Source organism: Xanthomonas campestris pv. campestris str. ATCC 33913 (assembly GCF_000007145.1).
Taxonomy (GTDB): Bacteria; Pseudomonadota; Gammaproteobacteria; order Xanthomonadales; family Xanthomonadaceae; genus Xanthomonas; species Xanthomonas campestris.
Genome location: NC_003902.1, coordinates 4819880 through 4837548, shown reverse-complemented (window position 1 = coordinate 4837548; position 17669 = coordinate 4819880). Strand labels below are relative to the sequence as shown.

15 protein-coding genes and 1 riboswitch are annotated in these 17669 nt (G+C 65.9%); of the genes, 4 read left to right on the top strand and 11 right to left on the bottom strand.

What is annotated here, in order from left to right; all coding sequences use genetic code 11:
• Window positions 1–343: 343 nt before the first annotated feature.
• The 4 genes from XCC_RS21125 to XCC_RS21110 all read right to left on the bottom strand — a co-directional run bounded on the left by XCC_RS21125 (window position 344) and on the right by XCC_RS21110 (window position 4865).
• On the bottom strand, window positions 344–925 hold the full coding sequence (locus XCC_RS21125; protein WP_011039144.1) for a manganese efflux pump MntP: 582 nt from the start codon (window positions 923–925) through the stop codon (window positions 344–346).
• A gap of 4 nt (window positions 926–929) precedes the next feature.
• Window positions 930–1101: riboswitch (yybP-ykoY riboswitch) on the bottom strand.
• A 115-nt stretch (window positions 1102–1216) separates the two neighbouring features.
• On the bottom strand, window positions 1217–2737 hold the full coding sequence (locus XCC_RS21120; RefSeq protein WP_019238113.1) for a S41 family peptidase: 1521 nt from the start codon (window positions 2735–2737) through the stop codon (window positions 1217–1219).
• Window positions 2738–2818: 81 nt separating this feature from the next.
• Window positions 2819–3994 carry a helix-turn-helix domain-containing protein gene (locus tag XCC_RS21115; protein ID WP_029629079.1) on the bottom strand — a complete coding sequence of 392 codons (1176 nt, stop codon included), beginning with the start codon at window positions 3992–3994 and terminating at the stop codon, window positions 2819–2821.
• A gap of 121 nt (window positions 3995–4115) precedes the next feature.
• Entirely contained in the window at window positions 4116–4865 is a 750-nt protein-coding gene (locus tag XCC_RS21110) for an IclR family transcriptional regulator (protein WP_011039141.1), read from the bottom strand.
• A gap of 179 nt (window positions 4866–5044) precedes the next feature.
• Between XCC_RS21110 and fucP the strand changes: the two genes are divergently transcribed.
• A complete protein-coding gene (gene fucP, locus XCC_RS21105; RefSeq protein ID WP_011039140.1) occupies window positions 5045–6343 on the top strand; it encodes an L-fucose:H+ symporter permease in 1299 nt (432 codons plus the stop codon).
• On the top strand, window positions 6340–6717 hold the full coding sequence (locus XCC_RS21100) for an L-fucose mutarotase (protein WP_011039139.1): 378 nt from the start codon (window positions 6340–6342) through the stop codon (window positions 6715–6717). Before fucP ends, XCC_RS21100 begins: the two co-directional genes overlap by 4 nt.
• Window positions 6718–7781: 1064 nt before the next feature.
• Here the strand turns inward: XCC_RS21100 and XCC_RS21095 are convergent.
• The 5 genes from XCC_RS21095 to XCC_RS21075 all read right to left on the bottom strand — a co-directional run bounded on the left by XCC_RS21095 (window position 7782) and on the right by XCC_RS21075 (window position 13268).
• Window positions 7782–9107 carry an L-fuconate dehydratase gene (locus tag XCC_RS21095; RefSeq protein WP_011039138.1) on the bottom strand — a complete coding sequence of 442 codons (1326 nt, stop codon included), beginning with the start codon at window positions 9105–9107 and terminating at the stop codon, window positions 7782–7784.
• A 491-nt stretch (window positions 9108–9598) separates the two neighbouring features.
• Entirely contained in the window at window positions 9599–10456 is an 858-nt protein-coding gene (locus XCC_RS21090; protein WP_011039137.1) for a fumarylacetoacetate hydrolase family protein, read from the bottom strand.
• A 168-nt stretch (window positions 10457–10624) separates the two neighbouring features.
• A complete protein-coding gene (locus tag XCC_RS21085) occupies window positions 10625–11395 on the bottom strand; it encodes an SDR family oxidoreductase (RefSeq protein ID WP_011270085.1) in 771 nt (256 codons plus the stop codon).
• Window positions 11392–12264, bottom strand: coding sequence for an amidohydrolase family protein (locus XCC_RS21080; protein ID WP_011039135.1), 873 nt, complete (start codon window positions 12262–12264; stop codon window positions 11392–11394). Before XCC_RS21080 ends, XCC_RS21085 begins: the two co-directional genes overlap by 4 nt.
• Window positions 12261–13268: an aldo/keto reductase gene (locus XCC_RS21075; RefSeq protein ID WP_011039134.1), complete on the bottom strand. Its 1008-nt coding sequence runs from the start codon at window positions 13266–13268 to the stop codon at window positions 12261–12263. The genes XCC_RS21080 and XCC_RS21075 overlap by 4 nt, the downstream gene beginning before the upstream one ends.
• Before the next feature lie 270 nt (window positions 13269–13538).
• Here XCC_RS21075 and XCC_RS21070 point away from each other — a divergent pair, with 270 nt between their 5' ends.
• A complete protein-coding gene (locus XCC_RS21070; RefSeq protein ID WP_011039133.1) occupies window positions 13539–15173 on the top strand; it encodes a family 43 glycosylhydrolase in 1635 nt (544 codons plus the stop codon).
• Window positions 15174–15437: 264 nt separating this feature from the next.
• Here XCC_RS21070 and XCC_RS21065 read toward each other — a convergent pair whose 3' ends face one another.
• Complete coding sequence (locus XCC_RS21065; protein WP_011270084.1) at window positions 15438–15641, bottom strand: hypothetical protein; 204 nt, start codon at window positions 15639–15641, stop codon at window positions 15438–15440.
• Window positions 15642–15645: 4 nt separating this feature from the next.
• A complete protein-coding gene (locus XCC_RS21060) occupies window positions 15646–16209 on the bottom strand; it encodes a peroxiredoxin family protein (protein WP_029629078.1) in 564 nt (187 codons plus the stop codon).
• A gap of 406 nt (window positions 16210–16615) precedes the next feature.
• Here XCC_RS21060 and XCC_RS21055 point away from each other — a divergent pair, with 406 nt between their 5' ends.
• Window positions 16616–17524, top strand: coding sequence for a DUF4424 domain-containing protein (locus XCC_RS21055; RefSeq protein WP_011039131.1), 909 nt, complete (start codon window positions 16616–16618; stop codon window positions 17522–17524).
• Window positions 17525–17669 lie beyond the last annotated feature (145 nt).

Here is a 17669-nt window from a genome sequence, read left to right as displayed (position 1 = left end):
GACGCGAATTCCGTAGGAGCGCGCTCGCGCACGATGAAGCGTTACTGAGAACGCGGCATTACCGATAACGCCCCATCGCGCGCGAGCACGCTCCTACCAGTGCCCGGGCCGATATAAAGTCTGCGCGCAGGTAGCAGTCCGCTGATCTCGACGTGTGCAGGTCTTAAGTGCGTATCACGACATGATGCGTGATACGCGGCGGCCTGACTCGATCGCGCTGCTTGCAGAGCACGCAGGCACCGTAGGAGCGCGCTCGCGCGCGATGAAGCGTTACCGGGAACGCGGCATTACCGATAACGCCCCATCGCGCGTAAGCGCGCTCCTACCACGACAATCGCGCTGCCTACGCCGCGCCGCTGAGGTGTTCGTACAGGATGGTGCTGCCGATGAGGATCAGGATCACGCCGCCCAGGATCTCCGCACGCTTGCCGATCAGCGCGCCCAGTGCACGGCCGAGCATCACGCCGGCGGTGACCATGCTCAGCGTGCACAGCCCGACCACGGCCGCCACCACGCCGATGTGCACATCCAGAAACGCCAGGCTCACGCCCACCGCCATCGCATCGATGCTGGTGGCAAAGCCGGTGGCGGCCAGTGCCAGCAAGCCATAGCGCTTGGGTGTATCGCGCAGTGCCTCATCCACCTCGGACTCGTTGCGCAGCCCGGCCACGATCATGTGCGCTCCCAGCGCGCCGAGCAGGCCGAAGGCGATCCAGTGATCGAAGGCGGCGAGGTAATCGGAGGCCGCGCGTCCGAGCATCCAGCCGATCACCGGGGTGATCGCTTCGATGCAACCGAACACCAACCCGGCGCGCACGGCATCACGCCAACGCGGCCGACGCATCGCCGCGCCCTTGCCGATGGCCGCGGCAAATGCGTCGGTGGACATCGCAAAACCAAGCAACACGATAGAGAGCGGAGACATCGACAACCTCGGGTTGGGCACGATCACAACGGCATGCGCCCGCGCCCAACCATCGTTGTGCACGCATGCCGCTGGTCTCGCCAAACCAAGAGTGGTTGCCCGCACCACGGCGCAACGGCCGAGTATGTTGATGCGGGCGCTTCCATCGACTGGAAGCAGGCTACTCCCCAAGGGGGCGCGCAGTGTACCAACGTGCGCCACGGATCAGCGCGTTTTGCCTGCACGCGAAGGTCGGTCTGATCTTTATAGCCGAAGCTATGTGGCAGCACTGCGGAAGGCGACTGACCCGGCTCACGCACCGGGCAGCAATGCGGTAACCGCCGCCATTTCCGCATCGGTACCGTGCTGCAGATCCGCAGCGCTTGGCCGCACGGTGATGTCGGGCAGCACGCCGCGATCCGGTTGTGCGGTCAAAGGGAACTGGCCCACCAGCGGCAGGTCCACTTCGATGTGCGAGTTGGGCAGCTGCACGAAGAAGAACGCGCTGCCATTGATGCCACGCAGATTGCCACCGGTGGGTTGCCCGACCAGCGTGGCCAGCCCATTGGCTTGCACGCGTTGGGCGAATTCGAACGTGGCCGAGCTGTTCTCGGCGCCGATCAGCACGAACACGTTGCCGGCGAAATGCGGCGCGCGCGGCGCGATCTGCGTTGACGTCTCGGTGGGTGCATCGTCGCTGGCCGCGTCACGCAGTGTGTAGAAGCGCGCATCGTCAGCGTCTTCAACCGCGCGCGCGCCCCAATCGCGAAAGGAGGCGTCCCAAGTGGTAACAAACGGTGCCAGCGACGCGGGCAGGCGGCGGTAGCGCACCCGCTTGCGCATCGGCGGCACACCGAGCGCACGCACGGACAGATACCCCTGCAGCACGCTGCCCACATCAAGCCCGCCTTCGTTACCACGCAGGTCGATCACCAGCGCGGGGACCTTGCGCGCGGCCAGGGTGGAAAAACTCTGCGCCAGAAATCCGCGCCAGTCCCACTGGCTGTCGTACAAGGCCCAATCGGGCATGCGCAGGATCGCCAGCCGTGCGTTTGGCATCTCCAGGCGCCATGCCGGCGCGGTGCTGTCGCGCGGTTGGATCGGCGCCATCGCCTGCCGTTGCGCCGCCGTCAGGCTGTGTACCTGCAGCGTGCGCACTGCGCCACCCCCAGGCCCGCGCACGCGCAGCAGCGGTTCGGCGCTGATCTGCGGAAACAGCAGCGGCAGGTAGGCATCGAACGCCTCGATGCGCGCGAAGCCCTGCACCTCCATCTGCGCGATGCGCTTGGCATCGTTGCTGCCGTCCGCGCGTGCCACGCCCATCAGGGCCGACAGGATCTGCGCGGCGGGCACGCCGTCGATCGCCAGCACCTCGGTGCCGGGGACCAGCGACCGCTGGTTCGAGCCGTTGCGGCTGATCACCATGCGCCCGTCCAGCCAGCGGAAGTAGAACGGCAGATGGCGGTCGTGGTCGAACAGCGCGTGCTGGATCGCCTCGGGTTGATTAACGAAGTTGGGGAAGCTGTGGCCGCAACGCACGCTGGCGGTCAGGCGGGAGATCGCCAGATAGGCCTGGGCCAGGGTGGCGCCCTGGCCGAGTTCGGCGCGCAGCGCTGCAAAGCGTTGCGCCACCGCCTGCTCGCTGGAATACCGATACAGCCCAGGATGCAGCGCACCGTACGCCTGCTCCAGCACTGCGATGTCGGCAAGCATGGCGGGGCCAGGCAGGACGCTATCACTGCGCACCGGTGGCGCAGAGGCTGCAGGGGTGGCGCCAGCCGGCTGCCAGCTCAGCAGTGCCACGACCAACAACAGGCAAAGGCGACGGGACATGGCGACTCCTTGATAGGGAGCACCCAGCCTGCTGATCGCTGCTGCAGCAGGCGACTCAACGGCCCAATGACGCGACGATTTTCAGGCGATGGGACGTTGCGAGCGGCGGTAGTCGCTGGGGGTGCACTGCAGGCTGGCGCGGAACACGCGGTTGAAGCTGGCCTTGGAGCCGAAGCCGACCGCCAGTGCGATGGTGAGGATGTCCTGGTCGCCGGCAAGCAGACGCCGCGCCTCGGCAATCCGCAGTCCGTTGATGAACCCGCTGAAAGTCTGCCCCAGCCCCTCGTTGAGGCCGCGCGAAAGGTAGTTGCTGTTGGTGCCCATGCGCCGCGCCAGTTCCGGCAGGCTCAGGTCCGGCTCGCGCCACCATCCATGTGCATCGACCTCGGCCGCAATACGCGCGCCAAACGCGTGCCAGTCTTTTTCCTGGGTCGCGCTGACCACTGCCAGCCCCGCCGGGGCGCTGGCGTGCTCCGGCAGCGGAACGACGGGTGGCGCGGACCCTGCACGTGCCGGCGCATCGGCCAGCGCATCGCCGCTCAGCAGGAGATCGCGGCGCGGATACCGGGCACGCGCATGGCGCCAGCCTTCCAGCCCCAGGTAATAGACCACTGCCACGGTGGCCAGGTAGCGTGGAAATTCGTCGAAGTACGACAGCCGGTGCCACCAGCGGTCGCTGACCGTGAAGCCGAGCCGCAACAGCAGCAGCGCGCTGGCCGCCAGCAGGAAGCCGCGCAGCCAGGGCAGGCGTAGTTCCTCGCGTGCGCCGCTGTGATGTTCCAGCCAGCGCTGATAGCTCAGATATTCGCGCCAGGCCATCAGCAGATACACGCCGAGCGAGAGCAGCACCAGCGCGTCCTGCAGCGGCGCGATCCAGGGCCGCTGCACGGCGTCGTCCCAGGCCCATTTGCGCTGCAGCGGCCAGGTGAACAGCCAGGCGTAGTAGCCGCCCTGCAGCAGTGCCGGCAGCAAGTGCAGCGCCCACCGGCGTGGCAGATGCGCGCGCGCCAACTGGCGCACATAGAGCCAGACCAGCGGGCCGATCGCCAGCTCCCAAAACAAGGGGGCGTAGGTCAGGTCGGGATAGGCGTCGTAGGCACCGGCGTAGCCGAGCGTATAGGGCGTAATCAGCGCCACCACCACCAGCAGCAGTGCGGCCAGACAGCGGTTGGCGATGCGGTTGCGCGGCGCCCAGAGCAGCAGTCCCGCGCCGATCACGCCGTGCGCACTCCCGAGTAGCAGGCTGGTGCTCCACATCCCGAAACTGATGCTGGACATGTCATCCCGCTGTGCCGATCGCGCCGAGTATAGGCCCGCGTCCGCGGCGCGGTGCATCAGGTGCGTGCAGCCATCTCCGCAGCCTCGCAACAACGGTGTGTCAATGCAGCCCGGCCGAGATCTCGGCAGTTGCCGCACGCAGCGCGCTCAATGCGGCCTGCGGGCCGACCAGCTCCGGGCGGCGTTCGATGAAGGGCACGGTGAGCGTGTAGGTGGCACTGCCGCGCTGCAGGATCGGTGCGGTGAGGTCCACCACGCCCACCACCGCCTCGCTGGCGTGCATCGCGTAGCCGGCCTGGCGGGTTTGCTCGGCATCGCGCAGGAACTGCGCGCGGTTGTAGGGCACGTCGCTGGCGTCCAGCTGCTCCAGCCAGCGGGTCTGCACCTCCGGCTGCTGAAAGGCGAACAGCACCAGGCCCGAGGTGGAATGGGCGAGCGGGCGGCGATGCCCGGGCCGCACCACCAGGCCCAGGTCACTGGGCACGTCCATCTGCGCGATCACCACGATCTGGTCGCCGGAGGGCGCCACCAAATGGCAGGGCTGGAAGATCGCATCGGCCAGCCGGCGCATCACCGGCAGCGCGGCATCGGTGATGGTCTGCACCTGCGGCTGCTGCATGCCGAGCATGAACAACCGGTTGGTCAGCACGTAGTCGCCTTCGCCATCGCGGGTGAGGTAGCCGCGCTCTTCCAGCACCTGCAGCATGCGGAAGATCTCCCCGCGCGAACGGCCAATGCCCTGCGAGATCGCGCCCATGCTCATGGGCTGCGCCTGGCGCGCCAGCAGCTCCAGGATGTCCAGGCCCTTGTCCAGGGCGGGGGCACGGTACTTGGCGGGTTCGATGCTCATCCGTTTGCAACTCCAGGCACGATGCGGCGCGTCAGGGTACAGGCATCGGCTGGAGGCTCGCCAACGCCACTCGGTGCAAATATAAACAAAGTTTTTATATTTGCATGCCACTGCGGCGCGCAGTACGCTCGCCTGCACAATCTGCGCAAGCGCCACAGCCTTGGGAGGGGAGAGGTCGCATGCATTACAGCGATACCGCCGCGTCACCGCGCGGCAACCTGGCGCGTACCGCCGTGGTGCCCCTGTTGTTGATCGTCAGCCTGTTTTTTCTATGGGGCATGGCGAACAACCTCAACGACATCCTGATCAAGCAGTTCAAGAAGGCCTTCGAGCTGTCCGACCTGCAGGCCGGGCTGGTGCAGAGCGCTTTCTACCTGGGCTATTTCGTGTTCGCGATGCCAGCGGCGATGTTCATGCGCCGCTACAGCTACAAGGCCGCGGTGGTGCTGGGCCTGCTGCTATATGCCTGCGGCGCGTTCCTGTTCTATCCGGCCGCGCAGGTGCACACCTACTGGCTGTTCCTGCTGGCGTTGTTCGTGATCGCCAGCGGCCTGGCGTTTCTGGAAACCACCGCCAATCCGCTGGTCACCGTGCTGGGCCCGGCCGACGGCGCGGCGCGGCGGCTCAATCTTGCGCAGGCCTTCAATCCGCTGGGCTCGATCACCGGCGTGCTGGTGGGCCAGCATTTCATTTTCTCCGGCGTGGAGCACACCCCAGCCGAGCTGGCGGCGATGGCGCCGGCCGCGCGCGAGGCCTTCTTCGCCACCGAATCCTCAGCGGTGCAGATGCCCTATCTGATCATCGGCGTGGTGGTGGTGCTGTGGGCGATCCTGATCGCGCTGGTGCGCTTCCCAACCGGCGACGCCGGCGTGGGCACGGCGGCCCCCAAGCGTGCCAAGTTCGGCGAATTGCTGCGTAACCGGCTGTTCGTGTTTTCGGTGGTGGCGCAGTTCTTCTACGTGGGCGCGCAGGTCGGCATCTGGAGTTATTTGATTCGCTACCTGCAGGATGCGGTCCCCGGTACGCCGGAAAAAAGCGCGGCCACCTATCTGACGATCTCGCTGGTGCTATTCATGGCCGGGCGCTTTGTCGGCACCGCACTGCTGCGCTATCTGGCGCCGGCCAAGTTGCTGGCCAGCTTTGCCACGATCAATCTGCTGCTGTGCGCAGTCGCGATTGCCTTGCCGGGCTGGACTGGCCTGTATGCGCTGGTTGCGGCCAGCGTGTTCATGTCGGTAATGTTCCCGACCATCTTCGCGCTGGGCCTGGATGGCATGCACGATGACGCACGCAAGCTGGGGTCTTCGTTGCTGGTGATGGCCATCATTGGTGGCGCCTTGCTCACTGCGCTCATGGGTGCGGTGTCGGACATGGCCGGCATCCATTGGGCAATGGTGGTGCCCGGTGTGTGCTTCGGCGTGATCCTGCTGTTCGCGTTGCGTGCCCGTCGTGCTGCGCCTGTGGTGGCGGGGGCATGAGCATGCAGCGGCTGTGCTATGTGCTGGATCTGCACGACGATGCGGCGTTGATTGCGCAGTACGAGCGTTGGCATCGGCCGAGCGAGGTGTGGCCGGAGGTGGTGGCGTCGTTGCAGCAGGCCGGGATTGCGGAGCTGGAGATCTTTCGCAGCGGTGACCGGTTGGTGATGTTGATGACGGTCGGTGAGGATTACGACCCGGCGGCCAAGGCGGCGCGTGATGCGGGGGATCCCCGCATCCAGGCATGGGAGGCGCTGATGTGGCGGTTTCAGAAAGCCTTGCCTGGGAGTGCGCCTGGGGAGAAGTGGCGGGAGGCTGGGCGGATTTTTGCGTTGAGTGAGGCGGTGAGTGTGCAGCAGGGTTCTGCTGCGTAGATTGCTTCGTACTGTGTAGCGCCAAGTTGTGTTTCCGCTGGCGCAGCTTTTGAGTGATGTGCTGTTTTCGTTGCTCTAAGGGCAAGGGCTTTCACGCCCTTGCGGGCGCGAGTCACTTTTCTTTGCTTGTGCAAAGAAAAGTAACCAAAAGAAAGCACACCCCGTCCTCGCGCCCGGCGCGCTGCGCACGACGGGTGCGCAAGGCCGGCAGAAATTTTTGTAAGGGACATCCGTGTCCCTTACAAAAACGTCGCGCATCCATGCGCGCCGCCCTGCGGGTTGTATCTGCCGGCCTTGCCGCTGCGGTATGGGGCCCCGGAAGCGGAATGGCAAAGCAAGAGCAACAGCAGCAAGAGCAACAGCAAGAACACAGTAAGAGCGACAGCAAGACCCAAAGTAAAAGCGAGTGCGCGCGAAGGTTAGAGCAGCACTTGGAGACATGCTCGGAGCAAAAAAGTCAGTGCAGCAAGCAGCGCAGTAAGAGCCGAAGCAACAGCAGGCAAAGCAGTAACCAAAGCAAGAACAGCGGCTCAGTCGTTGGGCGATCGCAGTAGGTTCTTACCGTTGCTGTTCTGCGTCGCGTCGCCGGCCGGAAGTGCGTACAGGTTCAGCGGGACCGCTGAAGAAAAGCTCGAAGAAGGCGGTCACGTTGCGTCGTGACGTTTACGCGATGTGCCTGGCCTGGCCTGGACTTGTTGTCTTTTTGCTTCGGTGCTGACGTTGCATACCGAACATGCGTTTCTTGCTGTGGCATTGTCAGTGCCGTTCGCGCCTGTTGGGCAGCCGATCGGTGTGGAGTGTTGTGGAATGCGGCGCGTTGTCGCGGGTTGCCGCTTTGGAGGTGCGTCAGTCCGGAGGTACGTCACTCCATAAGTGACGCATAGAGTCGTGCCCCGCGCCGCCCAACTGTGTTTGTCAACGCACCGCTCGGTCCACGCGCGGGGTCCATTGCAAACCAACGAGAAACGGCTTCAGTCGCGATCAGGCTCAGCGAAGACTGGCTGTCGCTATTGAAGCCGTCATTGCACCGCGCACTGATGCAGCACGCGGTGCGTTGACGCTGCTTAGGCCTTCGCCTTGCTGGCTGCCAGGTCTTCGACCCAGAAGCGGCCGTCGGGGTAGCTGAATTCTGCGATCGAGGCGGGGTGCATTTCCGCCGAGAAACCGGGCACCTCTGGAGCGAGGTAGCGGCCGTGCTGGATGCGTACCGGGTCCAGGAAGTGCTGGTGCAGGTGGTCGACGAATTCGATGGCGCGGTCTTCCATCTTGCCGGTGATCGCGACGAAGTCGGCCATGGCCAGGTGCTGCACCAGTTCGCACAGGCCCACGCCGCCGGCGTGCGGGAACACGCGCACGCCGAATTTGGCGGCCAGCAGCAGGATGGCGAGGTTTTCGTTGACGCCGCCCACGCGTGCGGCGTCGATCTGGATCAGGTCTACTGCGCCGGCCTGTAGCAGCTGCTTGAACACCACCCGGTTCTGGGTGTGCTCGCCGGTGGAGACCGGCACCGGGGTGATGCCCTGGCGGATGGCGGCGTGACCGAGCACATCGTCCGGGCTGGTGGGTTCTTCGATCCAGGCGATGTCGAATTCGGCCAGCTGGCGCATCCAGTCGATCGCCGGGCCCACGTCCCAGCGCTGGTTGGCGTCTACCGCCATTGCGATGTCCGGGCCGATCGCGGCGCGCGCCAGGCGACAGCGACGGATATCGTCCTGCACGTTGGCGCCGACCTTGAGCTTGATGGTGCGGAAGCCATCGGCCACCGCTTCCTTGGCCAGGCGCACCAGCTTTTCATCCGAATAGCCGAGCCAGCCGGGCGAGGTGGTGTAGGCCGGATAGCCCTGTTCGATCAGCGTGGCGGTGCGTGCTGCACGCTGCGGTTGTGCATCGCGCAGGATGGCCAGCGCTTCGTCGCGGGTGAGGGCGTCGCTGAGGTAGCGGAAGTCGATGGTGTCCACCAGCTGCTCTGGCGTGAGCTCGGCAATGAAGCGCCACAGCGGCTTGTTGGCGGCGCGCGCGGCCAGATCCCAGGCGGCGTTGATCACCGCGCCGATCGCCATGTGCATCACGCCCTTTTCCGGGCCCAGCCAGCGCAGCTGCGAGTCGTTGGTGAGGCGGCGTGCGAACGCGCCCAGGTCCGCGATCACTTTGTCCACCGACAGGCCAACCACGTGCTCGGCCAATGCGGCCACGGCGGCGGTCTGCACATCGTTGCCGCGGCCGATGGTGAACACCAGGCCGTAGCCAGCCAGGTCTTCCGCACCGTCGGTGCGGAGCACCACATAGGCGGCCGAGTAATCCGGATCGGGATTCATCGCGTCCGACCCATCGAGCTCGCGCGAGGTGGGGAAGCGGACGTCGTGGGTCTCGAGGGCGATGATGGTGCGCATGGAAGTCCTGGCGATGGAAACGGGGATAAAACGTGCGAAATAAAACAGAAACGGGGAACGGAGACGGAGGCGGAGAAAGGCGCCAGAGCCCCTCTCCCACCGGGAGAGGGGTTGGGGTGAGGGTACGAACGCGCAGCGCCTAGGTTGTCGAAGCACTGCAGTCACTCAAGCGTTTGCACTACAGACCGACGAATTACTGCACAACTCACGATGCATCGATATCAACGCGCGACAGCGCTTAGTCATTCAACGCGCAGCCGTACCGCAAACAAATTACGCATGACGTATCAATACAAGCGCCGACACGTCACGTCTAACAACAATCGTGACAGCGCGACGAACTGTTCGGATACGTCGCTACGTACCCTCACCCCAACCCCTCTCCCGCGGGGAGAGGGGCTTGAGTTGCATCGCGCGGATGCATCATTACCTGTCTTGACTGCAAGCTCGCTCCCAGGGGACCAGCATCCCGGGAAGGGAGTTAGGCAGCCTCAAACAGCATCACGCGGATGGGCCACCACCGGCTGACGCTGGCGACCCAGGCCTTCGATCTCCAGTTCCATCACGTCGCCCGGCTTGAGATACACCGGCGGCTTCTGGCCCAGGCCCACGCCCGGCGGGGTGCCGGTGCTGATCACATCGCCCGGCATCAGCGTCATGTAGCGGCTGATGTGGCTGACCAGTTCGGCCACGCCGAATACCATCGTGCGGGTGCTGCCGTGCTGGTAGCGGTGGCCGTTGACCTCCAGCCACATCGACAGGTTCTGCGGGTCGGCGATCTCATCGCGCGTCACCAGCCACGGGCCGATCGGGCCGAAGGTGTCGGCACTCTTGCCCTTGACCCACTGGCCGCCGTGTTCGAGCTGGAATTCGCGCTCGGACAGATCGTTGATCACCGCATAGCCGGCCACGTGGTTCAGCGCCTCGTCCACCGACACATCGCGCGCCACATCGCCAATCACCACGCCCAGTTCCACTTCCCAGTCGCTCTTCACCGAGCCGCGCGGGATGATCACCGTGTCGTTGGGGCCGCACACCGCGGTGGTCGCCTTCATGAAAAGAATCGGCATCTTGGGCACTTCCATGCCCGATTCGGCGGCGTGGTCGGCGTAGTTCAGGCCCACGCAGATGAACTTGCCGATCTGGCCAACCGCCGCGCCGTAGCGCTGCTCGCCTTCGATCAGCGGCAGCGATGCGACATCCAGCGCGCGCAACGTGTCCAGACCGGCGTTGGTGATGTGCTCACCGGCCACATCGCTGATCACGCCGCTCAGGTCGCGGAGCTTGCCGTCGCTGTCGATCAGGCCGGGACGTTCCTGGCCGGGGGCGCCTACGCGTACGAGTTTCATGCAGTCTTCCTTTGCAGATGAGGAATGGAGCGGCTAGCAAACCTAGCGCGCGTGCATCGGGTGGGTAAGGATGGGGTGCTCAAATCAGGGCGGACGCGCGATACAGACCGCATCTGGCACTGGCCGCGTCCACGCTGTGGTGAGCGCCACCTTGATGCGTTGCCGCGCTCAGTTGGACCAGCCGCCGTCGATGATGTGGGTCTGGCCGGTAGTGAACGAGGACTCGTCCGATGCCAGGTACACCACCAGCTGCGCGATCTCGCGCGGGTCGCCCAGGCGGCCCATCGGCTGGCGGTCGGTGAAGCTCTTCCACACCGCCTGCTCGTCGCCGCCGAGCGCTTGCACGCGCTGGCCCAGCGACGGCGTCTTGATGGTGCCGGGGCAGATCGCATTGCAGCGCACGCCCTGAGCCACGTAATCGGCGGCGATCGCCTTGCTCAGGCCGATCACCGCGGCCTTGGTCACGCCGTACACGAAGCGGTTCGGCACGCCCTTGATGCTGGAAGCCACCGAGGACATGTTGATGATGCTGCCGCGGCCGCGCTCGAGCATGCCCGGCAGCACCGCCTTGCAGGTGTAGTACATCGCATCGACATTGATCGAGAACGAGCGGCGCCAGGCCGGCTCGTCGCAGTCCAGAATGCTGCCCTGGTGCACGTAGCCGGCGCAGTTGAACAGCACATCGAACGGGCCGTGCGCCGCGACCAGCGCAGTGATCGCCGCCGCGTCGGTGACATCCAGCAGCTGGGTGGTGATGGCGTCGGATTCGGCGGCCAGCGCCTGCAGCGCGGCGGCGTCGATGTCGGTGGCGATCACGTGCGCACCGGCGCGTGCGCAGGCCAGTGCGCTTTCGCGGCCGATGCCGGCGCCGGCGGCGGTGATCAGGCAGCGCTTGCCCTGCAGGCGGGTGTTGGGCGTCGTGGGAATGGAGACTGTCATACCGATAAGGTTCCGTGGGTGGGGGCCGCCGGCCGTGGCAGACGATAGAACGTGCGTGCGTTGTCGCCGAACACCGCCGCGGCATTGCCGTCGGCGTACTGCTGTACCAGCTGCTGTGCGATCTGCAGCCACTGTGCGTAGTCCGCGCGCTGGGTCAGCACCGGCCAGTCGCTACCCCACAGCACACGTTGCGCGCCGAAGCGTGCGAACAGATGCGCCACATAGGGCTCGAGCGTTTGCGCGGTGGCGCCGCGCGCCGCTTCGGTGAGCAGGCCGGAGAATTTGCAGTGCACGCCGGGATGCTGCGCCAGCGCCGCGATGCTGGCGGCCCAGGCAACGAATTCGCCGGCGGCAATCGCCGGTTTGCCGCCATGGTCGACGACCACGCGTAGGCCGGGATGACGCTGCAGGCGCGCCTGCAACGCAGGCACGTGCGCGGCGCGGATCAAGGCATCGAATGCCAGGTCGTGCGCGATCAATGCATCGAAGGCGGCATCCAGCGCGGGGCTGGCCAGCCACTGCACATCGGCAATGTCCTGCACCATCGGGCGCAGGCCCTTGAGCAGGCCACCGCCGGCGCGCACCAATGCGCCGATCCGCGCCGGTGCATCGGGCGCGGCAAGATCCACCCAGCCCACCACGCCGGCAATGCGCGGGGTGTCGCGCGCCAGCTCGAACAGGTAGCAGGTTTCCGCCTCGGTGGCGGCGGCCTGCACCACCACCACGCTGTCGACATCGGCCGCATCCAGCGCGGCGCTCACATCGTCCGGACCGAAGTCGCGGTACAGCGCACTCAGCTCCGGCGTAAGCCAGTCGTAATCGCCACGGCCCAGATGCCAGAAATGCAGGTGCGCATCGACCCGGCTCATGGCGTAGGCAACGCCGCGTCGAGCAGGCCGTCGTCGCGCAGCCGCTGCCACAGTGCGGCCGGCACCGTCGCCTGCAGGCGCGCACTGGCCGACTGCACTTCGGCCACGCTACGCATGCCTGCCACCACCGTGATCACCGCCGGATGCGCCAGCGGGAACTGCAACGCGGCCGCACCGATATCCACGCCGAACGCGGCGCAGGCGGCGTACAGGCGCTGCGCGTGGTCCAGCGTGGCCGCATCCACCGGCGCGTAGTTATAGGTGGCGCCGGGGCCGCGCGCGTCGCTCAGCAGGCCCGAGCTGTATGGGCCAGCCGACAGGATCGCCACGTTGCGTTGCTGCGCCTGGTCGAGCAGCGCAGCGGCGCCGTGCTGTTCCAGCAGCGTGTAGCGGCCGGCCAGCATCACGCAGTCCAGCGGAAACCGTGGCAGCACCTCCAGTGCCACGTCCTGCTCGTTGACGCCCAGCCCGATCGCCCCGCACGCACCGGCCGCCTTCAGCTCCGCCATTGCCGGCAAGGCCTCCTCCAAGGCCTGGCGCAGCACGTTGGCATGGTTGTCGCCGTGGGTCAGCGCACCGATGTCGTGCAGCAACAGCACATCGATGTAGTCGGTGCCCAGGCGTTCCAGGCTGGAGGCGAACGCGCGCCGCACGCCATTGGCGCTGTAGTCGAACTCGGCGCGCCGGCCGGCCACCGCAAAGCCGTCGCGCCCGGCAACCGCCGTTGCGTCGTCATAGACGCAGCGGCCCACCTTGGTCGACAGCGTGTAGTCCGCGCGCGGCACGCCGGCCAGCCCGCGGCCCAGGCGCGCTTCGCTCAGCCCGTAGCCGTAGTAGGGCGCGGCATCGAAATGGCGGATGCCGGCCTCGAACGCGCCCGTCACCGCGGCCAGCGCGTCGCCCTCGTCGACTGCGCTGTACAGATTGCCGATCGGCGCCGCGCCAAAGCCCAGTGCCGACAACTGCACCGCAGTGCTGCCCACACGCTGGCGCGGCACATTCATGCCGGCCACCGGGTGCGCAGGGCGCGGGCGGCAAGGGGGCGCACGTGATCGGCACAGCGGTGATGCGACATCGGGGACATCCAGCAGCCGGTGGGGCCGGGCTGTTCGCATATGAATATCGCAATCATAAGTAAACAGGGCACGCTGCAGTGCAGCATATGCCGGCAGGCGTGCCTGCCAGTCGAGGTTCCTATGGCAGGGCAAATCCCTGTTGCCTGCATGCAGGTGCTGGGGCTAGATACCAGGTCTTCATGACGCCACAGGCCCTGCGTGCCAACCCCCACCCGGCGGGACGTATTCAAGCTGCTGGCGGCAAGTGCCGGTGCCGCCGTGGCACCGGCGGCGCTGGGCGCCACCGCAGCCCCGCCGGCCGCAGCCTGCGGGCAACTCCTGCAGTGGGGGCGCGGAGTCGAGGGCCAGCGCACTGCGGATCTGGGCAACGGCACCTATCGCAATCCCATCGTGGCCGGCGACCGCCCGGACCCAACCATCCTCAAGGATGGCGACGACTACTCCATGACGTTTTCGTCGTTCTTCTCCTACCCGGGCATCGTGCTGTGGCATTCCACCGACCTGGTCAACTGGACGCCGATCGGCCCGGCCCTGCGCCAGCAGCTCGGCACCATCTGGGCGCTGGACCTGTGCAAGCACGACGGCCGCTACTTCATCTACATCCCGGCCAATCCGGACGACCGCGGCTGGTCGATCTTCGTGATCTGGGCCGATGACATCCGTGGCCCATGGAGCGCGCCGATCGATTTGAAGATCGCCGGCTGCATCGACCCGGGCCACGTGGTGGGCGAAGACAGCGCGCGCTATCTGTTCGTCAACGGCATCCGCAAGATCCGTCTACGCGCCGATGGCCTGGCCACCGACGGCCCGCTCGAACCGGCATACGCGCCGTGGCGTTACCCGGATGACTGGGTGGTGGAAAACTTCGCGCCCGAAGGCCCCAAGCTCAACTGGCACAACGGCTGGCTGTATCTGGTCACCGCGGTCGGTGGCACCGCCGGGCCGGTGACCGGGCACATGGTGATCGCCGCGCGTTCGCGCTCGGTGCATGGGCCGTGGGAACACTGCCCGCACAATCCACTGGTGCGCACGCAATCACCGCAGGAGCCGTGGTGGTCGCGCGGCCATGCCACGCTGGTGGAAGGCCCACGCGGCGACTGGTGGATGGTCTATCACGGCTACGAAAACGGCTTCCGCACGCTGGGCCGGCAGACCTTGCTGGAGCCGATCGAATGGACCGCCGATGGCTGGTTCCGTGCCACCGGCGGTGATCTGTCCAGGCCGTTGCGCACGCCGGCGCGCACTGCCACCGGTAGTGCGAATATGGCGACCGGTTTCGCGTTGTCCGATGATTTTTCCACCGACAAGCTCGGCACCCAGTGGAGCCTGCATGCGCCCAAGCCGGGCGAACAGGCGCGGATCCAACGTGGCGACCGTGTGCTCACGCTGGCCTGCACCGGCACATCGCCGGCAGACAGCGCACCGCTGACCTGCGGCGTCCCCGATCGCGCCTACGCAGCCGAGGTGACGTTGGAGCTGGTCGGCAATGCCGAAGGCGGCATCCTGTTGTTCTACAACCACAAGGCGTTCGTCGGGATTGGCTTCACCGCCGACACCATGAAGACCTACGAATATTCCGAAGAACTGGTGTGGGCACGCGCGCCCAACACGCAGCGCCACATCCGTCTGCGCCTGACCAACGATCAGCAGGTAGTGACCTACCACTATTCATTCGATGAGGGCCGCAACTGGCTGCGCCATCCCACCCGCATGGAAGTCTCCGGCATGCATCACAACGTGTTCGGCGGCTTCCTGAGCTTGCAGCTGGGCATCTACGCCGCGCAGGAGGGCAGCGTGGTGCTGCGTGATTTCCGCTATCGCGCGCTGGGTTGATGCGGCTGAGAACGCGGATGCGTTGCTGATGCATGCGCACGTGTGGGCAGCATGCGCGAGGACATGCGGGAACACGTTTAGGTAGCGCTATCACCTAGGCACTCAGCGCATGCGCACGTCACTACATTGCAACGACGAGAAAAACAGCGCACATCACGCGCGCCGTCTAATGCGACATCGGCCAGGTGCTTGCTGCCTTGCACGCAGTGCGCCGCACAGTTCCCGCGTGCGGAAAAGCGGGGCCACGTGGCCCCGCCGGGCGGCTTAGCCGCAGCAATAGCACACGTTGCCTTGCCCGAATTGGCCGCCGAATTCCGGACACTCGGCAGCGCATTGCCATGCGCTGCAGGCCTCGGTCGTCGGCTGGGTGTTGCTGCCTGCCATGACTTGGAATGCGCCGAAGCCGGTACTGGCCAGGAACGCCGCTGCCACCAACGCATTGCGTACAGATAACCAACGCTTGTTCATGCACTCACTCCTTCACCGTTGCCAATGCCGCTGGCGCATCCGTGCGGCGCAATGCGGCGACCAGGTCCTGCACCCGCTCCGTGGTATCGAACAGGCCAACATGGGAATGGCGCACGCGCCCCTCCCCATCGACGGCCATCACCAATGGCACATTGCGCGCCCGAAACAGCATCAGCGCGCGGCGGTCGGTCAGCGTGACCACCGGAAAATCGAAACCATGCACGTGCGCATAGCGCGCAGCCTGCGCCGGGTCGCAATGGCAGACACCCAGCAACTGCGGACGGCCCGGCAGGTTGGCCTGCAACTGTCGCGCCGCACGCACCACCGTCGGCGCCGAGCGCCGGCAATACGGGCAGGTGGTGGTAAAGAAGAACAGCACTTGCGGCTGCCCCTGCGCGGCGCCCAACGTATAGCTGCGTCCATCCACACCCGGGGCAGCGATGGTCGGCACGTACATGCCGGCGTAGGGCGCAGTCACGCGCGTCTGCAGCCACTGTTGCTGCGTGCGCAATTGCTGGTTCTGCCACGCCAGCACCGCCACCAGGATGCACGCCGCCAGCAAGCCCAACCATAGCCATGGAAAACGTCGCGCCATCTGTGCTCCTGCTGCATCGCGTGAGCACGAGCCTTGTCCAGCCATCAGCAGATGGTCAATGGTGATATCGACAACTGCGATGGCGCGCGACACCTGGATGTGGAAGCGATCACGCCGCAGCGCTTGGGCTTGCCAGTCTTTCAGCGTGACGTAGCCGGTAGTTGCGCAAGTGCACGCGGTTGGCGCGCGCTGCACACGTTGCCAACAGGTCGTGTTGCAGAACGTGTGGGTTCGCCGGCGGCCGGCAAAAGGTGAGCAAGCGTGTCGCACCCGCTTGCGCGCAGTGACTGCGGTGTGGCGCTTGGGTCTGCTGCGCCTGGAGACGGCGTGGCATGCTAGCGCTCTGCGGCGCGTCGGTGCGCGCTGTACCAGGGGACCCATGCATACGCTCTTTTCCGCACGCCGCCTGCTGGCGCTGGCCGTGCTTGTCTGCGCCAGCGCGCAGGCCAACGACAGCAGCTTTGGCGATGACAACGGCACCATCCGCTTGCTGCACCAGCCCGACATCAGCATGGACAAGGAAGTGCTGTTCCTGAGCGAGGAGCGCGTGCAGGTGGACTACGTGTTCACCAACAACAGCGAGCGCGACCTCAGCGTGCCGGTGGCCTTCCCGATGCCGCCGATGTATTTCGGCATGGCCGACCACAGCGAACTCACCGATTTCAAATTGTGGGCGGACGGCAGGCCGATCGCCACCACGCGCAAATTGGTGGTGTTGCTGGACGACGGCAGCGACATCTCCAAGGCGTTCGCCGCCACCGGCTGGACCCAGGACGATGTGGCCGCCTTCACCGAATCCGGCACCCCACCCAAGGGCCGTAAACCGCTGCCCGCGCGTTGGGTCGATGCCGACGCGCAACCGCGTTTCACCCTCAACGAGTACTTCGTGTGGCAACAGGCTTTTCCGGCGCGCCGCAGCGTGCAGATCCGGCATGCGTATGCGCCCAGCCTGTCCACCGGCGTGCCGCGGCCCAGCACGTATTTGCTGGAGTCCTATGCCAAGGACACCTGCATTGAACCGGGCACCAAGACCAGCATGCAACGCCGCGAAGGCCAGTCCGGCCTGGCCTGGGCCAACTTGCGCTACGTGCTCACCACCGGCAAGAACTGGAACGGCCCGATCAAGGACTTCCAGCTGACCATCCGCAAGCAGGCCGCCAGCGATATCCTCAGCCTGTGCTTCGAGGGCGAGCTGAAAAAGATCGACCCGCTGACCTTCCAGTTCACGCAGGCCAACTTCGTGCCGATGCGCGATCTGAACATCTTGTTCGTGCGCGCGCCTGACTAGACGGCAGAGCTCCACATGTAGGCGCGTACCCGGGCGCGACGGAGCTTTACCGGTAACGCCCACCACAGTCGTACGCGCCAACGCGCATCAGGATTCTTCTGCAACACGCGGCTTCGCCGAGAAAACCTTCGCGCCCAGGTGCGCT

Coding starts and splice junctions, on each gene's coding strand:
- XCC_RS21125 (WP_011039144.1), bottom strand. CDS start 925: ATGTCTCCGCTCTCTATCGTGTTGCTTGGTTTTGCGATGTCCACCGAC.
- XCC_RS21120 (WP_019238113.1), bottom strand. CDS start 2,737: ATGTCCCGTCGCCTTTGCCTGTTGTTGGTCGTGGCACTGCTGAGCTGG.
- XCC_RS21115 (WP_029629079.1), bottom strand. CDS start 3,994: ATGTGGAGCACCAGCCTGCTACTCGGGAGTGCGCACGGCGTGATCGGC.
- XCC_RS21110 (WP_011039141.1), bottom strand. CDS start 4,865: ATGAGCATCGAACCCGCCAAGTACCGTGCCCCCGCCCTGGACAAGGGC.
- fucP (WP_011039140.1), top strand. CDS start 5,045: ATGCATTACAGCGATACCGCCGCGTCACCGCGCGGCAACCTGGCGCGT.
- XCC_RS21100 (WP_011039139.1), top strand. CDS start 6,340: ATGAGCATGCAGCGGCTGTGCTATGTGCTGGATCTGCACGACGATGCG.
- XCC_RS21095 (WP_011039138.1), bottom strand. CDS start 9,107: ATGCGCACCATCATCGCCCTCGAGACCCACGACGTCCGCTTCCCCACC.
- XCC_RS21090 (WP_011039137.1), bottom strand. CDS start 10,456: ATGAAACTCGTACGCGTAGGCGCCCCCGGCCAGGAACGTCCCGGCCTG.
- XCC_RS21085 (WP_011270085.1), bottom strand. CDS start 11,395: ATGACAGTCTCCATTCCCACGACGCCCAACACCCGCCTGCAGGGCAAG.
- XCC_RS21080 (WP_011039135.1), bottom strand. CDS start 12,264: ATGAGCCGGGTCGATGCGCACCTGCATTTCTGGCATCTGGGCCGTGGC.
- XCC_RS21075 (WP_011039134.1), bottom strand. CDS start 13,268: ATGAATGTGCCGCGCCAGCGTGTGGGCAGCACTGCGGTGCAGTTGTCG.
- XCC_RS21065 (WP_011270084.1), bottom strand. CDS start 15,641: ATGAACAAGCGTTGGTTATCTGTACGCAATGCGTTGGTGGCAGCGGCG.
- XCC_RS21055 (WP_011039131.1), top strand. CDS start 16,616: ATGCATACGCTCTTTTCCGCACGCCGCCTGCTGGCGCTGGCCGTGCTT.